At 71.1% G+C, this 20,520-nt stretch carries 15 protein-coding genes and 1 pseudogene; 8 read left to right on the plus strand and 8 right to left on the minus strand.

Features of this window, described 5'->3' with window-relative positions; genetic code table 11:
- Positions 1 to 308: pseudogene (locus tag LZ198_RS38150) on the plus strand (hypothetical protein); the annotation flags it as partial.
- 6 nt (positions 309 to 314) lie between these two features.
- Here the strand turns inward: LZ198_RS38150 and serB are convergent.
- The 3 genes from serB to LZ198_RS38165 all read right to left on the minus strand — a co-directional run bounded on the left by serB (position 315) and on the right by LZ198_RS38165 (position 4,016).
- Positions 315 to 1,508, minus strand: a complete 1,194-nt coding sequence (gene serB / locus LZ198_RS38155) for a phosphoserine phosphatase SerB (RefSeq protein WP_253977079.1) — start codon at positions 1,506 to 1,508, stop codon at positions 315 to 317.
- Between the two features lie 73 nt (positions 1,509 to 1,581).
- The gene (locus LZ198_RS38160; protein ID WP_253977080.1) at positions 1,582 to 3,177 is read right to left on the minus strand and encodes a serine/threonine-protein kinase; all 1,596 of its coding nucleotides are present in this window, start codon (positions 3,175 to 3,177) and stop codon (positions 1,582 to 1,584) included.
- 89 nt (positions 3,178 to 3,266) lie between these two features.
- Positions 3,267 to 4,016, minus strand: coding sequence for a TIGR02266 family protein (locus tag LZ198_RS38165; protein WP_253977081.1), 750 nt, complete (start codon positions 4,014 to 4,016; stop codon positions 3,267 to 3,269).
- A gap of 105 nt (positions 4,017 to 4,121) precedes the next feature.
- Between LZ198_RS38165 and LZ198_RS38170 the strand changes: the two genes are divergently transcribed.
- From LZ198_RS38170 to LZ198_RS38200, 7 genes are all read left to right on the plus strand, one after another.
- On the plus strand, positions 4,122 to 4,610 hold the full coding sequence (locus LZ198_RS38170; RefSeq protein ID WP_253977082.1) for an NADH-quinone oxidoreductase subunit NuoE family protein: 489 nt from the start codon (positions 4,122 to 4,124) through the stop codon (positions 4,608 to 4,610).
- Positions 4,611 to 4,646: 36 nt separating this feature from the next.
- A complete protein-coding gene (nuoF, locus tag LZ198_RS38175) occupies positions 4,647 to 5,987 on the plus strand; it encodes an NADH-quinone oxidoreductase subunit NuoF (protein WP_253977083.1) in 1,341 nt (446 codons plus the stop codon).
- Positions 5,984 to 6,493 (plus strand): NADH-quinone oxidoreductase subunit J family protein, encoded by a 510-nt coding sequence (locus LZ198_RS38180; protein ID WP_253977084.1) that lies wholly within the window; start codon positions 5,984 to 5,986, stop codon positions 6,491 to 6,493. The genes nuoF and LZ198_RS38180 overlap by 4 nt, the downstream gene beginning before the upstream one ends.
- Positions 6,494 to 6,568: 75 nt before the next feature.
- A complete protein-coding gene (gene nuoK / locus LZ198_RS38185; protein WP_234069936.1) occupies positions 6,569 to 6,871 on the plus strand; it encodes an NADH-quinone oxidoreductase subunit NuoK in 303 nt (100 codons plus the stop codon).
- A 22-nt stretch (positions 6,872 to 6,893) separates the two neighbouring features.
- Positions 6,894 to 9,125, plus strand: a complete 2,232-nt coding sequence (gene nuoL, locus LZ198_RS38190) for an NADH-quinone oxidoreductase subunit L (RefSeq protein WP_253977085.1) — start codon at positions 6,894 to 6,896, stop codon at positions 9,123 to 9,125.
- On the plus strand, positions 9,122 to 10,849 hold the full coding sequence (locus tag LZ198_RS38195) for a complex I subunit 4 family protein (protein WP_253977086.1): 1,728 nt from the start codon (positions 9,122 to 9,124) through the stop codon (positions 10,847 to 10,849). Before nuoL ends, LZ198_RS38195 begins: the two co-directional genes overlap by 4 nt.
- A gap of 19 nt (positions 10,850 to 10,868) precedes the next feature.
- Positions 10,869 to 12,428, plus strand: a complete 1,560-nt coding sequence (locus LZ198_RS38200) for an NADH-quinone oxidoreductase subunit N (protein WP_253977087.1) — start codon at positions 10,869 to 10,871, stop codon at positions 12,426 to 12,428.
- Between the two features lie 99 nt (positions 12,429 to 12,527).
- On the opposite strand, the gene LZ198_RS38205 is transcribed toward LZ198_RS38200, so the two are convergent.
- The 5 genes from LZ198_RS38205 to LZ198_RS38225 all read right to left on the minus strand — a co-directional run bounded on the left by LZ198_RS38205 (position 12,528) and on the right by LZ198_RS38225 (position 20,445).
- Positions 12,528 to 13,385, minus strand: a complete 858-nt coding sequence (locus LZ198_RS38205) for a GNAT family N-acetyltransferase (RefSeq protein ID WP_253977088.1) — start codon at positions 13,383 to 13,385, stop codon at positions 12,528 to 12,530.
- Between the two features lie 394 nt (positions 13,386 to 13,779).
- On the minus strand, positions 13,780 to 15,225 hold the full coding sequence (locus LZ198_RS38210) for a sigma-54-dependent transcriptional regulator (protein ID WP_253977089.1): 1,446 nt from the start codon (positions 15,223 to 15,225) through the stop codon (positions 13,780 to 13,782).
- Positions 15,222 to 17,738 (minus strand): ATP-binding protein, encoded by a 2,517-nt coding sequence (locus LZ198_RS38215; protein ID WP_253977090.1) that lies wholly within the window; start codon positions 17,736 to 17,738, stop codon positions 15,222 to 15,224. The genes LZ198_RS38210 and LZ198_RS38215 overlap by 4 nt, the downstream gene beginning before the upstream one ends.
- On the minus strand, positions 17,735 to 19,651 hold the full coding sequence (gene selB / locus LZ198_RS38220; RefSeq protein ID WP_253977091.1) for a selenocysteine-specific translation elongation factor: 1,917 nt from the start codon (positions 19,649 to 19,651) through the stop codon (positions 17,735 to 17,737). Before selB ends, LZ198_RS38215 begins: the two co-directional genes overlap by 4 nt.
- A 20-nt stretch (positions 19,652 to 19,671) precedes the next feature.
- Positions 19,672 to 20,445, minus strand: coding sequence for a phosphoribosyltransferase (locus LZ198_RS38225; protein ID WP_253977092.1), 774 nt, complete (start codon positions 20,443 to 20,445; stop codon positions 19,672 to 19,674).
- Between the last annotated feature and the right edge of the window lie 75 nt (positions 20,446 to 20,520).

Below are 20,520 nucleotides of genomic sequence, written 5' to 3' on the forward strand. Positions count from 1 at the left end.
GCATCGCGGACATCGTCCCGCCGAAGGCCCCCGCCGCCGCGCCCGCCCCGGCGCCCGCGCCTGCTCCCCGGGCCGCCGCCGCGCCTGCTCCGCCGGCCCCAGCGGCCTCGAGCGCCGCGGACATCCTCGACGAAATCCTCGCCGGCGGGACGCCCGCCAACGAGTGGCGCGAGGAGGACCTGCAGCGGCTGCAGACCGTGCAGCAGAACCAGGAGAAGAGTTCGAAGATCCTCCGCGCCCTGCTGGAGCTGCTGCTGGAGAAGGGCCAGCTGCAGCAGCGCGAGCTGGCCGCGCGGATGCGGCTGTAGGCCGCCTCAGCCCACCTCCTCCAGCTCCCGCCCGGTGAGGCCCAGCAGGTAGAGGATGGAGTCGAGGCCGCCGGCGGAGATGGACGTGTCGGCCGCCTCGCGCAGCCGGGGCTTGGCGCGGAAGGCGATGCCCAGCCCGGCGCGCTCCAGCATCAGCAGGTCGTTGGCGCCGTCGCCCACCGCGATGACCTGGTCCAGGAGGATGCCCTCCCGGGCCGCCAGCGCCTCCAGCAGCTCCGCCTTGCGGCGCGCGTTGACGATGGGCCCCACCGTGCGCCCCGTGAGCCGGCCATCCGCCTCCTCCAGCACGTTGGAGTACGCGTGGTCGATGCCCAGTTGCGCCTGGAGGGCCTCCGCCGCCACGGAGAAGCCGCCGCTGATGACGGCGGTGCGGTAGCCCAGGCGCTTGAGCACGCGCACGAGCGTCTGGGCGCCCTCCGTCAGCGGCAGGTTCGCCGCCAGGGTCCGCAGCACGGACACGTCCAGCCCGGCCAGGAGCGCCACGCGCTGGCGCAGCGACTCGTCGTAGTCCATCTCCCCGTGCATGGCGCGCTCGGTGATGCGCGCCACCTGCTCGCCCACGCCGTGCGCGCGCGCCAGCTCGTCGATGACCTCGATGCGGATGAGCGTGGAGTCCATGTCCATCACCACCATCCGCTTGCTGCGCCGGAACAGGCCCTCGCGCTGGAGCGCGACGTCGAACGTCCCGTCCCGCATGGCCAGCGCCAGCAGCGAGCGCTTGAGCGCCTCCGCCTCCACCGCCGGCGGCAGCGTGACGTGGATCTCCAGCGAGCCCAGGTGCGGGTGCGTCAGCCGGGTGATGCGCTCGATGTTGGCGCCCTGCCGGGACAGGTGCTCGGAGAGCGCGTGCAGCTCCCGGGCGCCCAGCGCGCGCGCCACCGCCGTGACGACGTAGCGCGCGGGCCCCGGCGCCTCCTGCGCTGGAGGGGCCTCCAGCGCCTGGAAGTCCAGCGCCACGCCCAGCTCGCGCGCGGCGAACAGGAGCTCCTTGAGCACGCCGCGCGACTCCGGCAGGCGCACCAGCAGGCAGAGGGTGACGTGCCCCTGGAGCACGCCCTGCTCCACGTCGAGCAGCTCGGCGCCGGCGTCCGCGAGCAGGCCGGTGAGGCGGGCGGTGATTCCGGGGTGGTCCTTCCCGGTGACGGTGATGAGCACGCGGTCGGAAGGGCGCTCGGACATGGGAACCTTCGAGGGGTGCTGCACGGCGACGCGGACGGCGGCCCCCCCTGGGGAGGGCCCGCCCGTCACGGCGTCACGACTGCGGCGCGTTGGAGGAGAGGACGAGGTCGCCCCGCGCGAGGAACTCCTTGTCGGGGAACGCCTTGTAGAAGTCCTCCAGCATGGCGTCCACGTCCGGGTAACGCTGCTCGCGCTTGTCCTGCGTGGCCTTGTCGAACAACTGGTCCAGGCCGCTGGGGGCCTCCGGGTTGACCTCCGAGGGCAGCGGCGAGCGGCGCCCGGGAATCTGCCCGGTGAGCATCTCGTAGAGCATGATGCCCAGCCCGTACACGTCCGCGGCCGGGCCCGGGTCCTTCGCTCCCCGGTTGTTCATCAGCTCCGGCGCCATGTACGCCATGCCGCCCGTGCCCACGAAGACCTGGGGCATGCCCTTGGTGGCGTCCACCTCCACCACGCGCCCCAGGCCGAAGTCGGACAGCTTCGCGTTGCCGTACGCGTCGAAGAGGACGTTCTCCGGCTTGAGGTTGTGGTGCGTCAGCCCCGTGGCGTGCGCGGCGCGCAGGGCGTACGCCATCTGCAGGAAGGTGCGCAGCGCGAACGCCACCGGCACCCCGCTGCCACCGCCCGCCTCCAGCCGCTCCTTGAGGCTGCCGTTGAGCAGCTCCAGCACGAAGTAGGGCCGGGCCGAGTCCACGTTCTGGTCCACCACCTGGACGATGCCCGGGTGGCGCACCTGCGCCTGGGCGCACAGCTCCTTCTTCAGCCGCTTGAGCACCTCGCCGCGCTGGAGGAAGGAGAAGTAGCCGAAGATGTCCTTCAGCTCCTTGAGGCAGATGTCCAGCCCCAGCGCCGTGAAGCGCCCCTTGAAGACGGTGCCCAGGGGACCGGTGCCGATGGGGTCGAACTTCTGGTAGCGCAGGTCCAGCTCGGTGCCCTTGGGGGCGGCGACGGGCGCTGCGGCGGCGGGAGCGGGGACGGCGGCGGGAGGGGGCATGGAAGCGGCTGCGGCGGCGGGAGGGGGAGCGGACGGCGGCTGCGGCGGCGGGGCGGTGGGAATCGGGCCGACGCCCGTCTCCCTGCGCGACTCGGGGACGTGGGTGGGCACGGGCACTCCGGGCGTCACGACCACCATCGCGGGAGCGGGGGTGGGCGCGGGCGTGGGGGCCGGCGGCGCCAGGTCCAGCGCGGGCATCGCCGCGCGCGACGCGCGCATCGGCGGCATCGCGGGCGGCATGGGCGGCGGCGTCACCTGCCCAGAGGACGAGGGCTCCACCTCCGTCTCGTCCAGCAGCAGCTCCGGCGGCGGCGGCGGAATCACCGCGGGCTCCTCCGTGCCCTGCGCCACCGGCGGCTCGTCCTCCGCCGCGGCGAGCTGCTCCGCGAAGAACTCGCCCACCTCCGTGGAGAAGCGGTCCTGCAGGTCCCCGCCCGCCACGCGCTCACCCTGCTCGGTGAGCTTGAGCTGGGCCTCGCGGTCCATGGCGATGTAGTGGAACTTGCGCAGGAAGAAGAAGTAGTTGTCGAACTCGAGCGAGACGGACGGCTCCAGGGCGGCCTTCACATCGGCCAGCTTGTTGGAGCGTCCGAGTCGGCCGTTCTCCCTCAGGTTTCGGAGGATGAACAGCGCCTCGCCACTGACGGCGTCGCGGTTGATGGCGGCCTTCGGCATGGGTGCGCGACTCTACGACGTCCCCACGCCCCCACTCAACGTGGGAGTACCCGTCACCCGCCCGGAAGGACCGGACGGCCGGGCCCGCGCTACTTGATGCGCAAGAGCTGCTTCACCGTCTCCAGGACCTCGACGAACTTCACCGGCTTGCGCAGGTAGATGTCGACCCCCAGCTGGAGCGCCCGCTCCTGGGCCTCCTTGCCGCCGGCGGAGATGGCGATGATGGGGATGGCGCGCAGCGCCTCCTCCTCGCGGATGCGCTCCACCAGGGCGAAGCCGTCCATCACCGGCATGTACAGGTCCGTCATCACCAGGCTGAAGCGCCCTTCGCGCAGCATCAACAGCGCGTGGTGGCCGTCCGGCGCGAAGTGGACCTCCAGCGGCACCTTCCCGTGCAGCTCGCCGCTGGCCAGCTTCTTCAGCACGTAGCTGTACATCTCGATGATGTGCGGGTTGTCCTCGACGATGAGGACACGGTACCCGTCGTGCTCGGCGTGGGGCGCGTGGCTGTTGGGTCCTGCCGCACTCAAGATGTCACCCAATCTCCGCCGGTCCTCTTCACGCTCCACGCGGACGCCGACTCCACCGGGTTGATCGAACCCCGGGGGCCTGACCCACGCCACGATGCCCGTGACTTCTACCGGATCCAGCAGTCCCGGGAAAGAAAGTGCGAGCCGGACCTCGTCCCCGAGCGTGAAGACCTGCTCGGTCTGCACGAACAGGCCCGCCTGGGACAGGTTCTCCGTGACGTCCCGCACCTGGCGGCCGTCCGCGTACTCTACCTTCAGCACGGCCGGGACCCGGGGGTGCTGTCGCTTGTTCTCTGGTCCCGGGGTCATAACAAGGGGTTGAAATCGCTCGGCAATTTGCTGATGGCGGCCCAGTGTAGCGTCGAGGGTTTATGTTGACAACGCGGCCATTGGAGCAATACGTAGCCCCCCGCCATGGCGGAGCCCCTGTTCACTCCTGAAGAGCAGAAGAAGTTCGACGCGGGTATCGCGGAGATCATCTCCCACTACCCCCCTGATCGCAAAAGCGCGGGCATGCTCCCGGCGCTGCGGTTGCTCCAGGAGATCAAGGGCTGGCTGCCGCAGGATGGGCTCCGCCTGGTCGCCAAGCACCTGGAAGTCACGCCGGAGCGCGCCTACGAGGTCGCCAGCTTCTACGTGATGTACCACCTGAAGAAGCCGGGCAAGTACGTCATCGACGTCTGCACCAACCTGTCCTGCTCGCTCTGGGGCGCGGAGAAGATGCTCGCCTACCTGGAGGAGAAGCTCGGGCTCAAGGCCGGTGAGGCCAACGAGAAGTTCACCTTGCGCGAGACCGAGTGCCTGGCGTCCTGTGGCACCGCGCCCTGCCTGCAGATCAACGAGGATCACCACGAGAGCCTCACGCGGGCCAAGCTGGACGCCATCCTCGCCAAGCTGAGCTGATCCACCCCTTCCCAAAATTCGTTAGGACGTCACCACATGGCCTCTACGGCAAAGGCGATCGACCCGATCATCTCGGCGGCCTGGGGCAAGCCGCAGTCCTGGACCCTGGACAGCTACAAGAAGCGCGGCGGCTACAAGGGCCTCGAGAAGGCGCTGGAGATGGCGCCCGCGGCCATCATCGACGAGGTGAAGAAGTCGAACCTGCGCGGCCGCGGCGGCGCGGGCTTCCCCACCGGCCTCAAGTGGAGCTTCGTCCCCAAGGACAGCCCCAAGCCCAAGTACCTGGCCGTCAACGGCGACGAGTCCGAGCCGGGCACCTTCAAGGACCGCTACATCCTCGAGGACGACCCGCACATGATGCTGGAGGGCATCGCCATCGCGTCGTACGCGCTGGGCGTGCACACCTGCTACGTGTACCTGCGCGGTGAGTTCAAGTTCCCCGCGGAGCGCTGCCAGGCCGCCATCGACGAGGCGTACAAGGCGGGCATCTTCGGCAAGAAGCTGCTGGGCAAGGACTACGAGCTCAATTGCTACCTGGTCCGCGGCGCCGGCGCGTACATCTGCGGCGAGGAGACGGCCCTGCTCGAGTCGCTCGAGGGCAAGAAGGGCTGGCCCCGCCTGAAGCCCCCGTTCCCCGCGGTGGTGGGCCTGTTCGGCGCCCCCACGGTGGTGAACAACGTGGAGACGCTGGCCAGCGTGCCGCACGTGTTCACCGGCGGCGCGGACTGGTACGCCAAGCTGGGCACGGACAAGTCGGGCGGCACGCGCCTGGTCTGCCTGTCCGGCACGGTGAACCGCCCCGGGGTGTACGAGGTGTCCATGCACACCACCCTCGCGGAGCTCATCTACGACGACAAGTACGGCCGGGGCATGCCGGCGGGTCGCAAGGTGAAGGCCGTGATTCCGGGCGGCTCCTCGGCGCCGGTGCTGGGCGCGGACGAGCTGGACGTGGCCATGGAGTTCGAGGCCCTCAAGGTCAAGCAGACCATGGCGGGCTCCGGCGGCGTCATCGTCATGGACGACTCCACCTGCATGGTGCGCAGCCTCTGGCGCGTGGCGCGCTTCTACGCGGAGGAGTCCTGCGGCCAGTGCACGCCGTGCCGCGAGGGCACGCCCTGGCAGACGCGCCTGCTCCGGAAGATCGAGGAGGGCCGCGGCGAGCCGGGCGACGTGGAGATGCTGTCCAACGTGGCCGCCTCCATCGCGCCCTACCCGCCCATCGGCCTGGGCAACACCATCTGCGCGCTGGGTGACGCGGCGGCCCTGCCCACGCACTCGTTCCTGATGCGGTTCAAGGACGAGTTCGAGGCCCACATCCGCGAGAAGCGCTGCCCGTTCGGCGACAAGCCCTGGGGTTCGTTCGGAGACTGGTCTTGAACATCGAGCTCATCCTCTTCGGGGCGTTCGCGCTCCTGACGCTGCTTTCGGCCGGCCTGGTCATCTTCGCGCGGAGCCCCATCAACTCCGCCATGGCCCTGGTCTCGACGTTCTTCTTCCTGGCCGGACTGTACGTGCTGCTCTGGGCACACACGGTGGCGGTGCTCCAGGTGCTCGTCTACGCGGGCGCCATCATGGTGCTCTTCCTGTTCGTCATCATGCTGCTCAACCTGGGCGAGTCGCCCACGCGCGGGCGGCCCACGCTGGCCCGCGTGGCGGGGGGCGTGGCGACGCTGGGCTTCCTGGTGGTGCTGGGCCTGGCCCTCAGCAAGCTGCCCGTCATGGCGCCGCCGGCCATGAGCGGCGCGGAGGCGGCCACCTTCGGCACCATGGCCTCGCTGGGTCAGACCATCTTCACCCAGTGGCTGTTCCCCTTCGAGGCGGTGAGCCTGCTGCTCCTGGTGGCGATGGTGGGCGCGGTGGTGGTGGCGAAGTCGCGAATCTGATCGCCTGCGTTCCGACAAATCTTTCTGTGCTAGATGGCGGGCAGGACGTCCGCCCGCGAGGCCCCGAATCGGCCCATGGTCCCCATCTCCTACTACCTCCTGCTTGCCGCCGCCCTGTTCTGCATGGGCATGTTCGGCGTCCTGGTGCGCCGCAACGCCCTGGTCGTCTTCATGTGCGTGGAGCTGATGCTCAACGCGGCGAACCTGACCTTCCTGGCCTTCGCCCGCATGCGGGGTGACAGCATCGGCCACGTGTCGGCCTTCTTCGTCATCGCGGTGGCGGCGGCGGAGGCGGCCATCGGCCTGGCCATCGTCATCGCCGTCTTCCGCAGCCGGGGCAGCGTCCTGGTGGAAGACATCCGGACCATGAAGCACTGACGGCCCCGCCCGGAGACCTTTCATGAACCTCTCCCAATTCCTCCAGGTGGCGCCGGTCGCTCCAGAAGTCCTGGCGCCCTCGCTCTGGCTCATCATCGCCCTGCCCCTCCTGGGCGCGTTCATCTGCGGCGTGTTCGGCAAGATGCTGGGCCGCGCCAACGTCCACCTCGTCGCCTGCTCGGCGGTGGCGGGCGCGTTCATCCTGAGCGTCCTGGCCTTCTGGGCCACCAGCAGCACGGACCCGGAGAGCCGCCGGCTCCTGTCGTTCTTCCCCAACCCGTTCGGCCTGGAGCGCGACTACGTCCGCTACGCGCTGGCGTACGACTACGGCACCTGGTTCGCGGTGGGCGACTTCCGCGTGAACTTCGGGCTGATGGTGGACCACCTGTCCGGGACGCTCCTGCTGGTCATCACCGGCGTGGGCTTCCTCATCCACCTGTACTCCACCAGCTACATGGAGCACGACGAGGCCTACTGGCGGTACTTCGCGTACCTCAACCTCTTCGTCGCGGCGATGCTGACGCTGGTGCTGGCCGACAACCTCGTCCTGCTCTTCGTGGGCTGGGAGGGCGTGGGCATGGCCAGCTACCTGCTCATCGGCTTCTGGTACACGGACCCCGCCAAGGCGTGGGCGGGTCGCAAGGCGTTCGTCACCAACCGCATCGGTGACTTCGCGTTCCTCATCGCCACCTTCCTCATGGTGCTGCTGGTGGGCGCCTTCACGAAGCAGGCGGACGAGCGCGACTACCTGGCGGGCTCCACCAGCGGCCAGCGCTACAAGGCGGCCCTGGAGACCAAGGGCACCGTCACGTTCCTGGGCCTGCAGAAGCTGGCGGAGGGCCTCCCCGAGGGCGCCAGCGGCAAGGTGGACCTGTCCACCCCCATCGCCGCGGGCCCGCTGGAGGGCTACACGTTCGGCGGGGTGATGACGGTGGCCCTGCTGCTGTTCCTCCTGGGCGCGGCGGGCAAGAGCGCGCAGCTGCCGCTCTACGTCTGGCTGCCGGACGCCATGGCCGGCCCGACGCCGGTCTCCGCCCTCATCCACGCGGCGACGATGGTCACCGCGGGCGTCTACCTGTTCAGCCGCATGTCCGCGCTGCTGGTGCTCAGCCCCACCGCCATGGCGACCATCGCCATCGTGGGCGCGCTGACCTCGCTGCTGGCGGCGCTCATCGCCTTCGCGCAGGACGACATCAAGAAGGTGCTCGCCTACTCCACGGTGTCCCAGCTGGGCATCATGTTCATGGGCGTGGGCATGGGCGTGTTCTGGGCGGCGGTGCTGCACCTGGTGACGCACGCGTTCTTCAAGGCCTGCCTCTTCCTGGGCGCCGGCAGCGTCATGCACGGCAACGGCGACGAGACGGACATCAAGAAGCTGGGCGGCCTGCGCCACGAGATGAAGTGGACGTGGGGCACCTTCCTGGTCGCCACGCTGGCCATCACCGGCATCCTGCCGCTGTCCGGCTTCTTCTCGAAGGACGCCATCTTCCACGGCGTGCACCACAACCACCTGGAGCACCTGCACTGGGTCTCCACGACGGTGTACTGGCTGGGCCTGCTCATCGCCGCGTGCACGGCCTTCTACATGACGCGCCTGTACCTGCTGACCTTCGAGGGGCCGCGCTCCAAGGAGGCCCGGGTGGCGCACGCGCACGAGAGCGCCTGGCAGATGACCCTGCCGCTGGTGGTGCTCGCGGTGCTCAGCGTGGTGGCCGCGGTGTACGCGTGGCCGCTGATGAAGGCGCCGGGCGACGGCCGGCCGCAGCCGGTGTTCGAGAACTTCCTGAGCCCGGTGTTCTCCGCCATGCACCGCGTGGTGGAGGCCGGCAAGGCGGTGGAGCTGGACACCAGCGTCCCCACGCTGGCGGACTACGGCTTCGCGTGGCTGGTGGCGCTGGTGGGCGGCGGCACCGCGGCCTTCCTGTACCTGAGCTTCTTCCCGGCCCGGGCGGGCCAGCCCGCTCCGGCGTTCGCGCGGGCGGTGCGCCGCGTGGCGCAGAACAAGTTCTACGTGGACGAGCTCTACGAGCTGGTCGTCATCCGGCCGGTGAAGTTCCTGAGCTTCATCCTCTTCCGCGTGGTGGACGCGCTGCTCATCGACACCGTGGCCGTCCGCGGCACGGCGTGGGTGACGGCGCGCGTGGGCAGCGCGCTGCGCTACGTCCAGTCCGGTGATGCCCAGGCCTACGCCGCGGTGATGGTCGTCGCCCTGCTGGGCGGCATCGCCTACGCCTTCATCCAGGTGCTGCAATGAGCTTCTTCGACACCCACCTGCTCAACCTCGTCGTCTTCCTGCCGCTCGTGTTCGCGGCGCTGGTGCTGGTGCTGCCGGCCAGCGAGCCGGGGCAGATCCGCACCGTCACGCTCATCGGCATGCTGGTGGACCTGGTCGCCGGCGTGTGGGCGTACACGCGCTTCGAGCCGGGCGGCGCGGAGTTCCAGCTCGAGTACCGCGTCCACTGGTTCAAGGAGTTCGGGCTCAGCTACCACCTGGGCGTGGACGGCCTGGCCATCAGCCTGCTGCTGCTGACGGTGTTCCTGGGCCCGCTGGTGGTGCTCGCCTCCACCACGTACATCAGCCACCGCATCAAGGAGTTCCACCTGGCGCTGCTGGTGCTCCAGACCACGATGCTGGGCGCGCTGGTGTCGCTGGACGTGCTGCTCTTCTACATCTTCTTCGAGGCCATGCTCATCCCCATGTACCTCATGGTGGGTGTGTGGGGCGCCGAGGACCGCCAGATGGCGGCGGTGAAGTTCTTCCTCTACACCCTGGTGGGCTCGCTGCTGATGCTGGTGGCGCTCATCGCCGTGTACTTCATCAGCGCTCCGGCGGGCGCGCGCTCCTTCGACTACGCGAGCATGTACAACGGCCTGCTGGAGGCCAACCGCCAGTTGTCCGCGTGCCGCGCGGGACCGGAGGGCGCGTGTGATTCGCTGACGGGCCTGGCCGGGACGCTGCACACGTATGGCCCGTGGATGTTCGCGGCCTTCGCGCTGGCGTTCGCCATCAAGGTCCCGATGTGGCCGGTACACACCTGGTTGCCCGACGCGCACGTGCAGGCGCCGGTGGCCGGCTCCATGATTCTGGCCGGCGTCATGCTGAAGATGGGCACCTTCGGCTTCTGGCGCTACGCGATTCCGTTCTTCCCGGTGGCGGCGCAGATGGCGCGGCCCTTCCTGGCCACGCTGTCGGTCATCGGCATCGTGTACGGCGCGCTGATGTGCCTGGCGCAGCGGGACATCAAGAAGCTCATCGCCTACTCGTCCGTCAGCCACCTGGGCTACTGCATGCTGGGCATGCTGGCGGTGACGGCCGAGGGCGCCACGGGCAGCGCGTACCAGATGCTCAACCACGGCGTGTCCACGGGCGCGCTGTTCCTCCTCTTCGGCTTCCTGTACGAGCGGCGCCACTCGCGCCTGATGGCGGACTTCGGCGGCATCGCCAAGGTGATGCCGGTGTTCACCGCCTTCTTCATCGTCATCACGTTCTCGTCGGTGGCGGTGCCGGGCACCAACGGCTTCATCGGTGAGTTCCTCGTCCTGCTGGGTACGTTCAAGAGCGACCTGGGCGCGGCGGCGGGCAACCCGCACCTGACGACGGTGTTCGGCGCCTTCGCCACCCTGGGCGTCATCCTGGGCGCGGCGTACATGCTGTGGATGGTGCAGAAGGTGTTCTTCGGCAGCCTGACGCACCGGGAGAACCAGCACCTGCGCGACATCGGCCTGCGGGAGACCCTCACCGTGCTGCCCTTCATCGCCCTGGTGGGCGTGATGGGCCTGATGCCGCAGCCCTTCCTGGACCGGCTGGCGCCGTCGACCGACCGTTTCATCGCCCGGGCCCGCGTGGGCATCCCCGGCGCTCCCCAGGCCGAGCAGGTGCGCGTGGAGGTGATGTCGCTGCCCTCCAACCCCACCGCGGCCGCGCCGCAGGGCAGCGCTCCCCTCGCCGCCCGGGACGTCCCCTCGCCGCGGCAGTAGGCCGCCAGAGCTTCCGACCATGAACCTGCCCAACCTCACCCTGGCAGACTTCCTCCCGCTGTTCCCGGCCATCATCATGGTGGCGGGCGCCTCCGTCCTGCTGCTGTCGGAGGTGTTCCTCAGCGCCACCTCGTCGCGCGCCTACCAGGCCGTGCTCACCGTGGTGACGGCGGTGGCGGCCGGCTTCGCGGCGCTGACGGCCATGTTCGAGCCGGCGCACGAGGTGTTCCTCGGCTTCGGCGTGCTGGACCCCTTCTCCAGCTTCCTCACCTTCGTGGTGTGCGTGGGCCTGGCGCTCGCGGCGCTCAGCTCCGTGAGCTTCCTGCGCAAGCGGGGCGCGGAGCGCGGCGAGTTCTACGCGCTGATGCTGTTCGCCGCGGCGGGCATGAGCCTGCTGGCCATGTCGAACGAGCTCATCACGCTGTTCGTCAACCTGGAGGTCCTCTCCATCGCCACCTACGCGCTGACGTCGTACCTGCGGCGCGGCACGCGGCCGAGCGAGGCGGGCTTCAAGTACTTCATCCTGGGCGCCTTCTCCTCCGCGGTGCTGCTGTACGGCTCCGCGCTGCTGTACGGCGCCACCGGCTCCACGAAGCTGACGGACATGGTGGGCCCGCTGTCGGGTGCGCTCGCGGCGCAGCCGCTCCTGGTCTACGCGGGCCTCATCCTGGTGGGCGCGGGCTTCGCCTTCAAGGTCGCGGCGGTGCCGTTCCACATGTGGACGCCGGACGTGTACGAGGGCGCCCCCACCCCGGTGACGGCGCTGATGAGCGCGGGCGTGAAGGCCGCGGCGTTCGCGGCGCTGGTGCGCGTGTTCCTCACGCTGGGCAAGGGCATCGACCCGCACCTGCCGCTGGTCCTCTTCTCCGTGCTGGCCTTCCTCACCATGGTGGCGGGCAACCTGCTGGCCATCCCGCAGCGCAACGTGAAGCGCATGCTGGCGTACTCCTCCATCGCGCACGCCGGCTACCTGCTGGTGGGCGTGGCGGCGCTGTTCGTCACCGGCCCGGGTGAGCAGTTCCGCCTGCTCGGCCCCTCCGAGCTGACGGGCGGCACGCCGGTGGACCTGGCCCGCGCGCAGGCCCTGCGCGGCATCCTCTTCTACCTGCTGGCCTACACGTTCAGCGCGGTGGGCGCCTTCGCCATGGTGTCCGCGCTGGAGCGCCGGGAGGACGAGGAGAAGGGCACCGCCTGGGACCTGGAGCGCTTCAGCGGACTGGCGCAGCGCCGCCCGGGTTACGCGGTGGCCATGGCCGCGTTCATGCTGTCGCTGGGCGGGATTCCTCCCACCATCGGCTTCATGAGCAAGCTGCTCATCTTCCAGAGCGCGGTGGACTCGGGCCTCGTCGGCCTGGCCATCGTCGGCGTGCTCTCCAGCGCCGCGGGCGTCTATTACTACCTGCGCGTGGTGGTCTACATGTTCATGCGCCCGGTGCCCGAGGGCGCCCAGACGCTCGAGCGAAGCTGGTCCACGGAGCTCACGCTCGTCCTCTCCACCGCCGCGGTGGTGGTCCTGGGCATCCTCCCCGGCCCCATCACCGCCTGGCTGCAGCAGGCCAGCCGCATCTTCGGCCTGTAGTCGACTCGGGGCTCCCCGAGCCCCGGTCGCTCCACCGCCCGCCCCGGCCTCGTGCTCGGGCGGGCGTCGTGCTTCCGGGGCCTCGCGCGTCCCCGTCCGCTACCGCGACCCGAGGAGGTCCGGAGCGGGCAGCGGGCCACGCAGCTCGAAGGTCTCCAGCCTCACTCCGGCGCCGGCCTCGCGCAGCCGGGACTCCAGCGCCGCGTCGTCCGTCACCACCACGCCCAGGGACGCGCGCGTCTCGCCGAGCAGCGCGAAGGCGTGTTCCAGCAACACGCGCGCGTGCCCCAGGGACACGGCGAAGAAGGGGAACAGCACGGCGGCGGGGGCGCGCACGTCCATCATCCCCAGCACCTCCCCTGCCCCGCCGTCCTCGCGAGACAGCCGCAGCAGTTGGTGCGAGCCGAGCGTCGCGAAGCGCGCGAGCTTGCCGGGCAGCAGCCCGAAGGCCTCCGTCAGCACGGGCCAGTCCGCCTCCAAGGCCGGCACCACGGCGAGGCGCTCCGGCGAGGCCGGCAACGTGGCCACCTGCGCCCGCGTGACGCCCAGGTTCACCGCCTGCCGTGAGGGCCGCAGCCCCAGGGACGCGTAGAGCGCGAGCGCGGCGGTGTTGTCCCGCTTCACGTTGAGCGTCCAGTCGCGGCAGCCGCGCGCCCGGAAGGACTCGGCGACCTGCCCCATCACCCACCGTCCCACGCCCTGCCGGCGGACGGCCGCGTCCACGACGAGCTGCTGCACGTAGCCCAGCGTCCCCAGCACCTCCGTCGAGGTGTAGCCCACCACCCCACCCGGCCCGTCCACCATGCGCGTGCGCGGCGCCACCTCCCGCTGCCACAGGGCCAGGTCCGGAGGTGGATCATCCACGCCCAGCTCCCGGAACAGCCTCGAGAAGGCCGCATGGTCCTCGGCGCCCGCGGCCCGAAGCCGCCAGGGCCCTTGTCGCACCTCTTCCTTCATGGGGGGATGCTACGCGACGCGGGACTCATGACGCCCAAAAGAAGGCGGCCCAGCGCTCCGTAGGAGCACCGGGCCGCGGGTCTTCTGAAGGTGACTCACCGGAAGTGCTGAAGGGGTGGGGGGGAACCGCCTTCAGCCTCGCTTCGATGTGTCCCGCGGATTCCTTTAGCAGTCGCCGTGCCAGTGTCGTCGTCCAGACAAAACCCAGTTTTCTCAAGTACTTAGAGCCACTGTCCGTCCGGGCACCTTCACTGGACTGCATTTCATGCCTGCAATCGGCTTGCAGAACTGAAAAAAGGTAATGAATTCAGTCGATTGTGTTTTTCACCGATGAACCCGGGCCATTTCGGATCTGAATCCAAAGGTGTGCGAAAGTTACACCTGTGGCCCTCGCCTACTCGCGGGAGGCCTCGCTGGGCGGGCGGAGGTTGAGGCGCTTCATCTTCCGCCACAGGGTGGTGGACGAGACGCCCAGCTCGTCGGCGACGCGGGCCAGGTCCACGCCATGGCGCTCCAGGGACTGGGCGATGGCGCGGCGCTCGGCGTCCTCCACCACCTGCGCCAGGGTGGGGCCGGTGCTGGCGCCCGCGGCGGGGCTCACCTGTCCCTCCAGGGACACCATGCTGGAGGCGCCCGGGACGGGGGCCAGCCGCTCCTGCCTCAGCGGGAAGTCCTCCGGCAGCAGCTCGTCCCCCTCCGCGAGGGCGGCCGCCTGCTCCACCAGGTTCTCCAGCTCGCGCACGTTGCCGGGGAAGGCGTAGCCCATCAGGTGGGTGACGGCGGCGGCCGACAGCCGCCGGGGGTTGGGGCTGCGGGCGTTGGCGCGCTCCAGGAAGTGCTCGGCCAGGGCGGGCACGTCCTCCAGGCGCTCGCGCAGGGGCGGCACCCGCAGCGTCACCACGTTGAGGCGGTAGTAGAGGTCCTGGCGGAAGCGCTTCTCGCGGACCTCCAGCTCGATGTCGCGGTTGGTGGCGGCCACGGTGCGCACGTCCACGCGCAGGGCGGTGGACTCGCCCACGCGGCGCACCTCGCCCTCCTGGAGGGCGCGCAGCAGCTTGGACTGGAAGGTGGGGCTGGTCTCCGTCACCTCGTCGATGAAGAGGGTGCCGCCGTCCGCCTCCTCGAAGAGGCCCCGGCGGGCCTTCACCGCGCCCGTGAAGGCGCCCTTGGCGTGGCCGAACAGCTCGCTCTCCAGCAGCGTCTCGCTGATGGCCGCGCAGTTGACCGGCACGAAGGAGCGGCCCTTGCGGCGGCTGTGCGCGTGGAGCGCGCGCGCCACCAGCTCCTTGCCGGTGCCGCTCTCGCCCTGGATGAGCACGGTGGCGTCGGACTGGGCCACGCGCATCAGCCGCGTGGTGAGGTCCCGCATGGCGGCGCTGCGCCCCACCAGCGCGGACAGGCCGTGGCGCTGGTTGAAGTCGGTGGCGAGGTTGTCCACGTCGCGCAAGAGGCGCGCCCGCTCCAGGGCGCGCTCCACGCGGTAGCGCAGCTCGCTCTCCTTGAAGGGCTTGGTGACGTAGTCGTACGCCCCCAGACGCATGGCCTCCACCGCGCTCTCGATGGAGCCGAAGGCCGTCATCATGATGACCTGGAGCCGGGGGGCGACCTCCAGCGCGCGGCGCAGGAGCGTCAGCCCGTCCATGGGCTCCATCTTCAGGTCGGTCAGGAGCAGGTCCATGCTGCCGCCCGCCAGGTGCGCCAGGGCCTCCTCGCCGGTGGCGGCCTCGAAGACGGTGTACTGCTCGGCGCGCAACAGCAGCGCGGTGGTGGCGCGCATGTTGCGCTGGTCGTCCACCACGAGGATGCGTCCACGGGACGGCGGGGTGTTCGCGTCGGTCATGGGAAGGACGGGGGCTGGGAGAGGGGCAGCCGGAACGTGAAGGTAGTACCCCGACCGGGAATGCTGTCCACGGCGATTTCACCGCGGTGCTCCTCCAGGATGCGTTTCACGACGGCCAGGCCCAGGCCCGTACCCTGGGCCTTGGTGGTGAAGAAGGGTTCGAACACGCGGTGGAGCAGCTCGGCCGGAATCCCCGGCCCCTGGTCCGCCACGTCGATGCGCAGTTGCTCGCGGCCGGCGTGGGCCTCCCGGCGCGCGCGCACCTGCACCAGCCCGCCCTGCGGCATGGACTGGATGGCGTTGACGGCGACGTTGACGAGCGCCTGCCGGATGAGCCGGCGGTCCATGGGCACCGGGGGCAGCCCCGGCTCCACCTCGGACTTGATGAGCACGGTGCGCTCGGAGCCGCCGCCCTGCGCGCGCGCCGCCTCCAGCGAGTCCTGGAGCACGCGGCCCAGGTCCTCGTGCTGGAGCACCGGATCCCTGGGCCGCGTGTAGTCGAGCAGGTCGCCCACCATGCGGTTGAGCCGGTCGCTCTCCTCGCCCAGGATGTCCAGGAGCATCCCCGCGTCGCCGCTGGGCTCCAGCAGGCGCCGCAGCGACGCCACCGCGTTGAAGATGACGCCCAGGGGGTTGCGCACCTCGTGGGCGACGATGGCGGACAGCTCGCCCAGCGCGGCCAGCCGCTCGCGCTTCACCATCTCCGCGCGCGTGGCGGCCAGCTCCGCGTAGCTGGCCCACAGGGACTCGTACAGCCGCGCGTTGGCGATGGACAGGGCCAACTGGCCGCACGTCGCCTCCGCCAGTTCGATGAGCTCCGGGCCGAACGTGCGCGAGCGCCGCGTGTCGTCCACCAGCACCACGCCGATGAGCTCCTCGCGCGAGGTGAGCGGCAGCGCCAGCAAGGCCTTCTCGCCGAAGCGTTGGGCCAACTGCGCGTTGAAGCCACCGCCGGACGTCTCCACGTCCTCGATGGCCACCGGCCTGCGCTCACGCGCCGCGCGCGCCGCCACGCTGTCGCTGCCCAGCGACAGCACCACCGTGCGGAAGAAGTCGCGGTGCGCCGCGGACGCCGCCGCGCCCCGCAGGGCCTTGGCGGACTCGTCGTACAGCATGATGTAGCAGTTGGACACGTCCAGCAGGTGGACGAGGAAGTCGGAGGCCACGTCGAGGATGCTGGAGGTCTCCAGCACGCCGGACGTGGTGCGCGCCAGGTCCAGCAGCAGGCGCGTCTCCGTCAACTGGCGCGCCGCCTCCGAGCGCAGCCGGCGCTGCTCCAGCAGCGTCACCAGCAGCTCCGCCAGCGTCCCCAGCAGCCGGATGTCGCGCGCGTCGAAGGGACGGTCCGGCGCCCGCAGCACCTGCAGCACGCCGCGCACCTCCCCGCCCCGCGCCAGCCGCACCACCGCCCCGCTGCCCAGGCGCCCCGCCGAGGCCTCGCCCAGCGCCAGCGCCTGCTCCGGCGAGGACAGCTCCCCGTCGAGCGCGTCCGGCACCGTGCGCGCCATCACCCCGCCCAGCCGCGCCGGGTCGCCGTCCCGGCCCACGGCCTCGGCGAGCCCCACGTGCGCCGACAGCGCCATGGGCCCCTCGGGCGTGTGGGTCAGGTGCAGCACCGCGGCCTCCGCGAGCAGCAGCTCCGCCACGCGCGTGAGGAAGTCCTCGGGCGTGGGTGGAATCGGCCGCGCCACGAAGCGGGCCACCTCCGCCACCGCGCCCATCTCCCACCGGCTGCGCGCGCCATCCGCCTGCACGCGCGCGTCCGTGAGCGCCGCGCCCACCACCTTCGCGAAGAGCGTCAGCACCGAGCCGTGGCGCGGCGCCACCCACGGCCCCTCCATGCGCAGCACCTCCGCCTGGGGGCCGCCCACGGGGATGTAGACGTGCGAGGGCGAGGCGCTCCCCGGCCCCCCGAAGACGGGCCGTCCGTCCGACAGCGCCTCCAGGCCCAGGTGGAGGTCCTCCGGGAGCGCTCCGCCATCGAGCGGGAACAACCGGACGCCGTCCCAGCGCAGCAGCCGGACGCGGAAGCCCGCGGCCTCCAACCCCTTGAGCGCCACGCGGCGCACCGCGTCCTCGGAGTGGGCGGAGACCAGGTTGGCGGACGTCTCCACCAGCCGCTCGGCCATGGACAGCTCCGGCGGTCGCTCCACCAGTGGCAGCAGGTTGAGCAGGAGCGCGCGGCGCCCGTCGTCCAGGAGGAGCAGGGACGCGTACAGGGCCACCTCGCGCGCGCCGCCGCCCGCCTGGGGCACCTGATACATCTGCGTCACGGGCTCCAGCGGGGCGCCGGACTCGAGCCACTGGTAGCGCTCGACGAGCCGGCTGCGCTCCTCCGGCTGGACGAAGTCCAGGGCCGAGCGTCCCTCCACCTGCTCCCGGGGCAGCCCCAGCAGCGCGAGGTACGCGTCGTTCGCGGCGGACACACGCCCCTCCACCACCGCGAGCACGGGGTTGGCGAAGGGCTCGATGAAGGCGCGCAGCGACGCCTCGCTGTATTGCCTCGTGCTCATCCGCGACGCAGCACCCGCTTCTCGCCCACCCGGAGCGTCACCTTCTCACGGTCGAAGTACTCGGACAGGGGGATGACGAACTTGCGGCTCTGTCCCACCAGCTCCTTGAAGCCCTGGGTCGTAATCTCCTTCTTCTCGCGAAGGTGGGCAACCAGCCGCTCCCGCAGGGCCGCCAGGGCCCCCGCGTCGAAGCACAGCTCCTCGCTGACGCGCACCACCGCCCCCTGGGCCGCCAGCACCTTCAGCAGCTCGCGCAGGCGGGGCTCGGGGAGCTGGAGCTTCTGCGACAGCTCGTTCTGCGTGGGCGGAGACAGCCCCGCCGCGGACAGCTCCGCCGCGAGCCGAGCCCGCGCGGCCTCGTCCCCCAGCGACAGCGTGCGACCGCGCCCCGCGAGGCGCGCCACGTCCTTGTCCACCTCCACCTTCCCGGCGTCCACCAGTCCCTGCACCACGCGCTGGAAGGCCCGCGCGTCCAGCTCCGACGACAACCGCTGCCGGAGCTCCTCGCGGGGCAGCCCTTCCCGCAGGGGCTCGCGCTCGTGGAAGGCCGCCAGCAGCGCGAGCGAGCGCTCCTGCAGCCCCGCGAGCACCTCGCCCGACAGGAACAGCCGCCGCTCCTTGTCCAGCAGGACCACCCCACCCCGCGCCCCCAGCAGGTCCAGCGCGCGCGCCAGCACCTTGGGCGCGAGCCCGGAGCGGCCGAACAACTCCTGCTGCGTCAGCCCCCGGTAGCCCGCCTGCCGCAGGAGCCACGCCACCTGCCCGGCGGCGTCCGCCTCGCGCAGCGGCGCCACCAGCGCCGCGCCCCCCGAGCGCCGCCGCGGCGGAGCGATCGACAGCACCCGGCCCCCCGCCACCGTCGCCCCGCGCCCGGGCAGCACGCGCGAGCCCCGCAGGATGAAGCGCTGCCCCGCGAGCGCGGCCACGGGCGCGTCGAGCCGAAGCTGCGCCAGGGCCGTCTCGCCGGGCTCCAGCCGCTCCACGTCCAGCAGCGCCACCGTGGCCTCCACCTGCGCCGTGCCCAGGTGCAACAGCAGCTTGCGGCGGCGCGGCAGCGGCGCCTCCGCGGACGGCAGCAGCGTCAGCTCCACGTCCAGCATGCGCGTCTCGGGCAGCTCTCCCGCGCGCGTGAGCACCATGCCCCGGCGCAGCGCGTCCGCCTCCACGCCGCCCAGGTTCACCGCCGCGCGCTCGCCCGCGGAGCCCCGCGACACCGGCTGACCATGACGCTGAACGCCCCGCACGCGCAGGGGCCCTGGCACCCCCGGCAGCAGCGACACCGCGTCGTCCACGGACACCGACCCCGACAGGAGCGTGCCCGTCACCACCGTGCCGAAGCCCTTCAGCGTGAAGACGCGGTCCACCGGGAGGAAGAGCGGCCCTTCCGAGGGGCGCTTCTCCAACGCGAGCGACGCCCGGGTGAGCGCGGCCCGCAGCGCGTCCAACCCGTCGCCCGTGCGGGCCGAGCACGGCACCACCGCCGCGCCCTCGAGGAACGTGCCCGCGGTGAGCGCCGCCAGGTCCGCCTCCACCAGCGCGCGCCACTCCGGCCCCAGCTCCTCGAGCAGGTCGGACTTGGTGAGGGCGATGACCCCCGCGCGCACGCCGAGCAGCCGGCAGATGTCCAGGTGCTCGCGCGTCTGGGGCATGACGCCCTCGTCCGACGCCACCACCAGCACCGCCAGGTCCACGCCGCCCGCGCCCGCGGCCATGGCCTTCACGAAGCGCTCGTGGCCCGGCACGTCCACCACGCCCGCCACCGCGCCGTCGTCCAACGTCAGGTGCGCGAAGCCCAGCTCCAGGGTGATGCCCCGGCGCTTCTCCTCCTGGAGACGGTCGGTGTCGATGCCGGTGAGGGCCTTCACCAGGGACGTCTTGCCGTGGTCGATGTGGCCCGCCGTCCCGAGGATCATCGCCTCACCGCATCAGTCGCTCACGCCCCGGCCTTGTCCGGGTCTTCCTCGAAGCGCGCGTCGCCCGTGACGGGCTCGTAATCCCAGGGGAAGACCACCAGGGCGTCCGTGGACAGGGCCTGGTAGTCCGGCGCGAAGCCCTCCGGCTTCACGACCAGGCACGCGGTCGCCACCTGCCTGGCGCCCACCTCCAGCGCCAGCGCGGTGGCCATCTCCAGCGTGTCGCCGCTGGAGGCCACGTCGTCGACGATGAGGACGCGGCGGCCCTTCAGCTCGCGCGGCATCACGCCGCTGAGCGTGGGGCCGCGCTTCGCGCTCGCCGCGCTGTCACGGTCGCGGCTGCGCCGGCTGATGCGCACCGGGAAGAACTCGCAGCCGAGCGCCGAAGACAGCGCCCCGCCCACGAACACGCCGCCGTGGACCACGCCCACCACGGCCTCCGGATGGAACGACTTGAGGATGGAGCCGGCCAGTTGCTGCACCGCGCGATCGAACTCCTTCCACGTCAGCTCGCGGACGCTCTTGGGGCGGCCACGCGACTGGTCCCTCCCGGTGGGCTGCCGGGGGACCTCCACTTGCGGCGCCAACACCATGTCCGCGGGAATGGAGACGAGCTTCTGCGCCTGCTCCCGGCCCGTCTTCCGCTTGGGCGTGAGGCGGGACAGGAGCGAGGGCTTCTTCGAGGTGGATTTCGCGGTGGGCTTGCTCTTGCCCTGGGCCTTGGGCCCGGGCGCTGCCCGCTTGGTGGCCACGGCGGTGAGCTCCGGCTGGGTGCTGGGGTGCGGCCCCGTCATACCCCGAGCCTCGCGCCCTGGCCACATCCACGCGGCGTCCGTCGTTCATCAACGTGCACGAGCGACGGACGCGTC

This window comes from Myxococcus dinghuensis, assembly GCF_024198235.1.
Lineage (GTDB): Bacteria > Myxococcota > Myxococcia > Myxococcales > Myxococcaceae > Myxococcus > Myxococcus dinghuensis.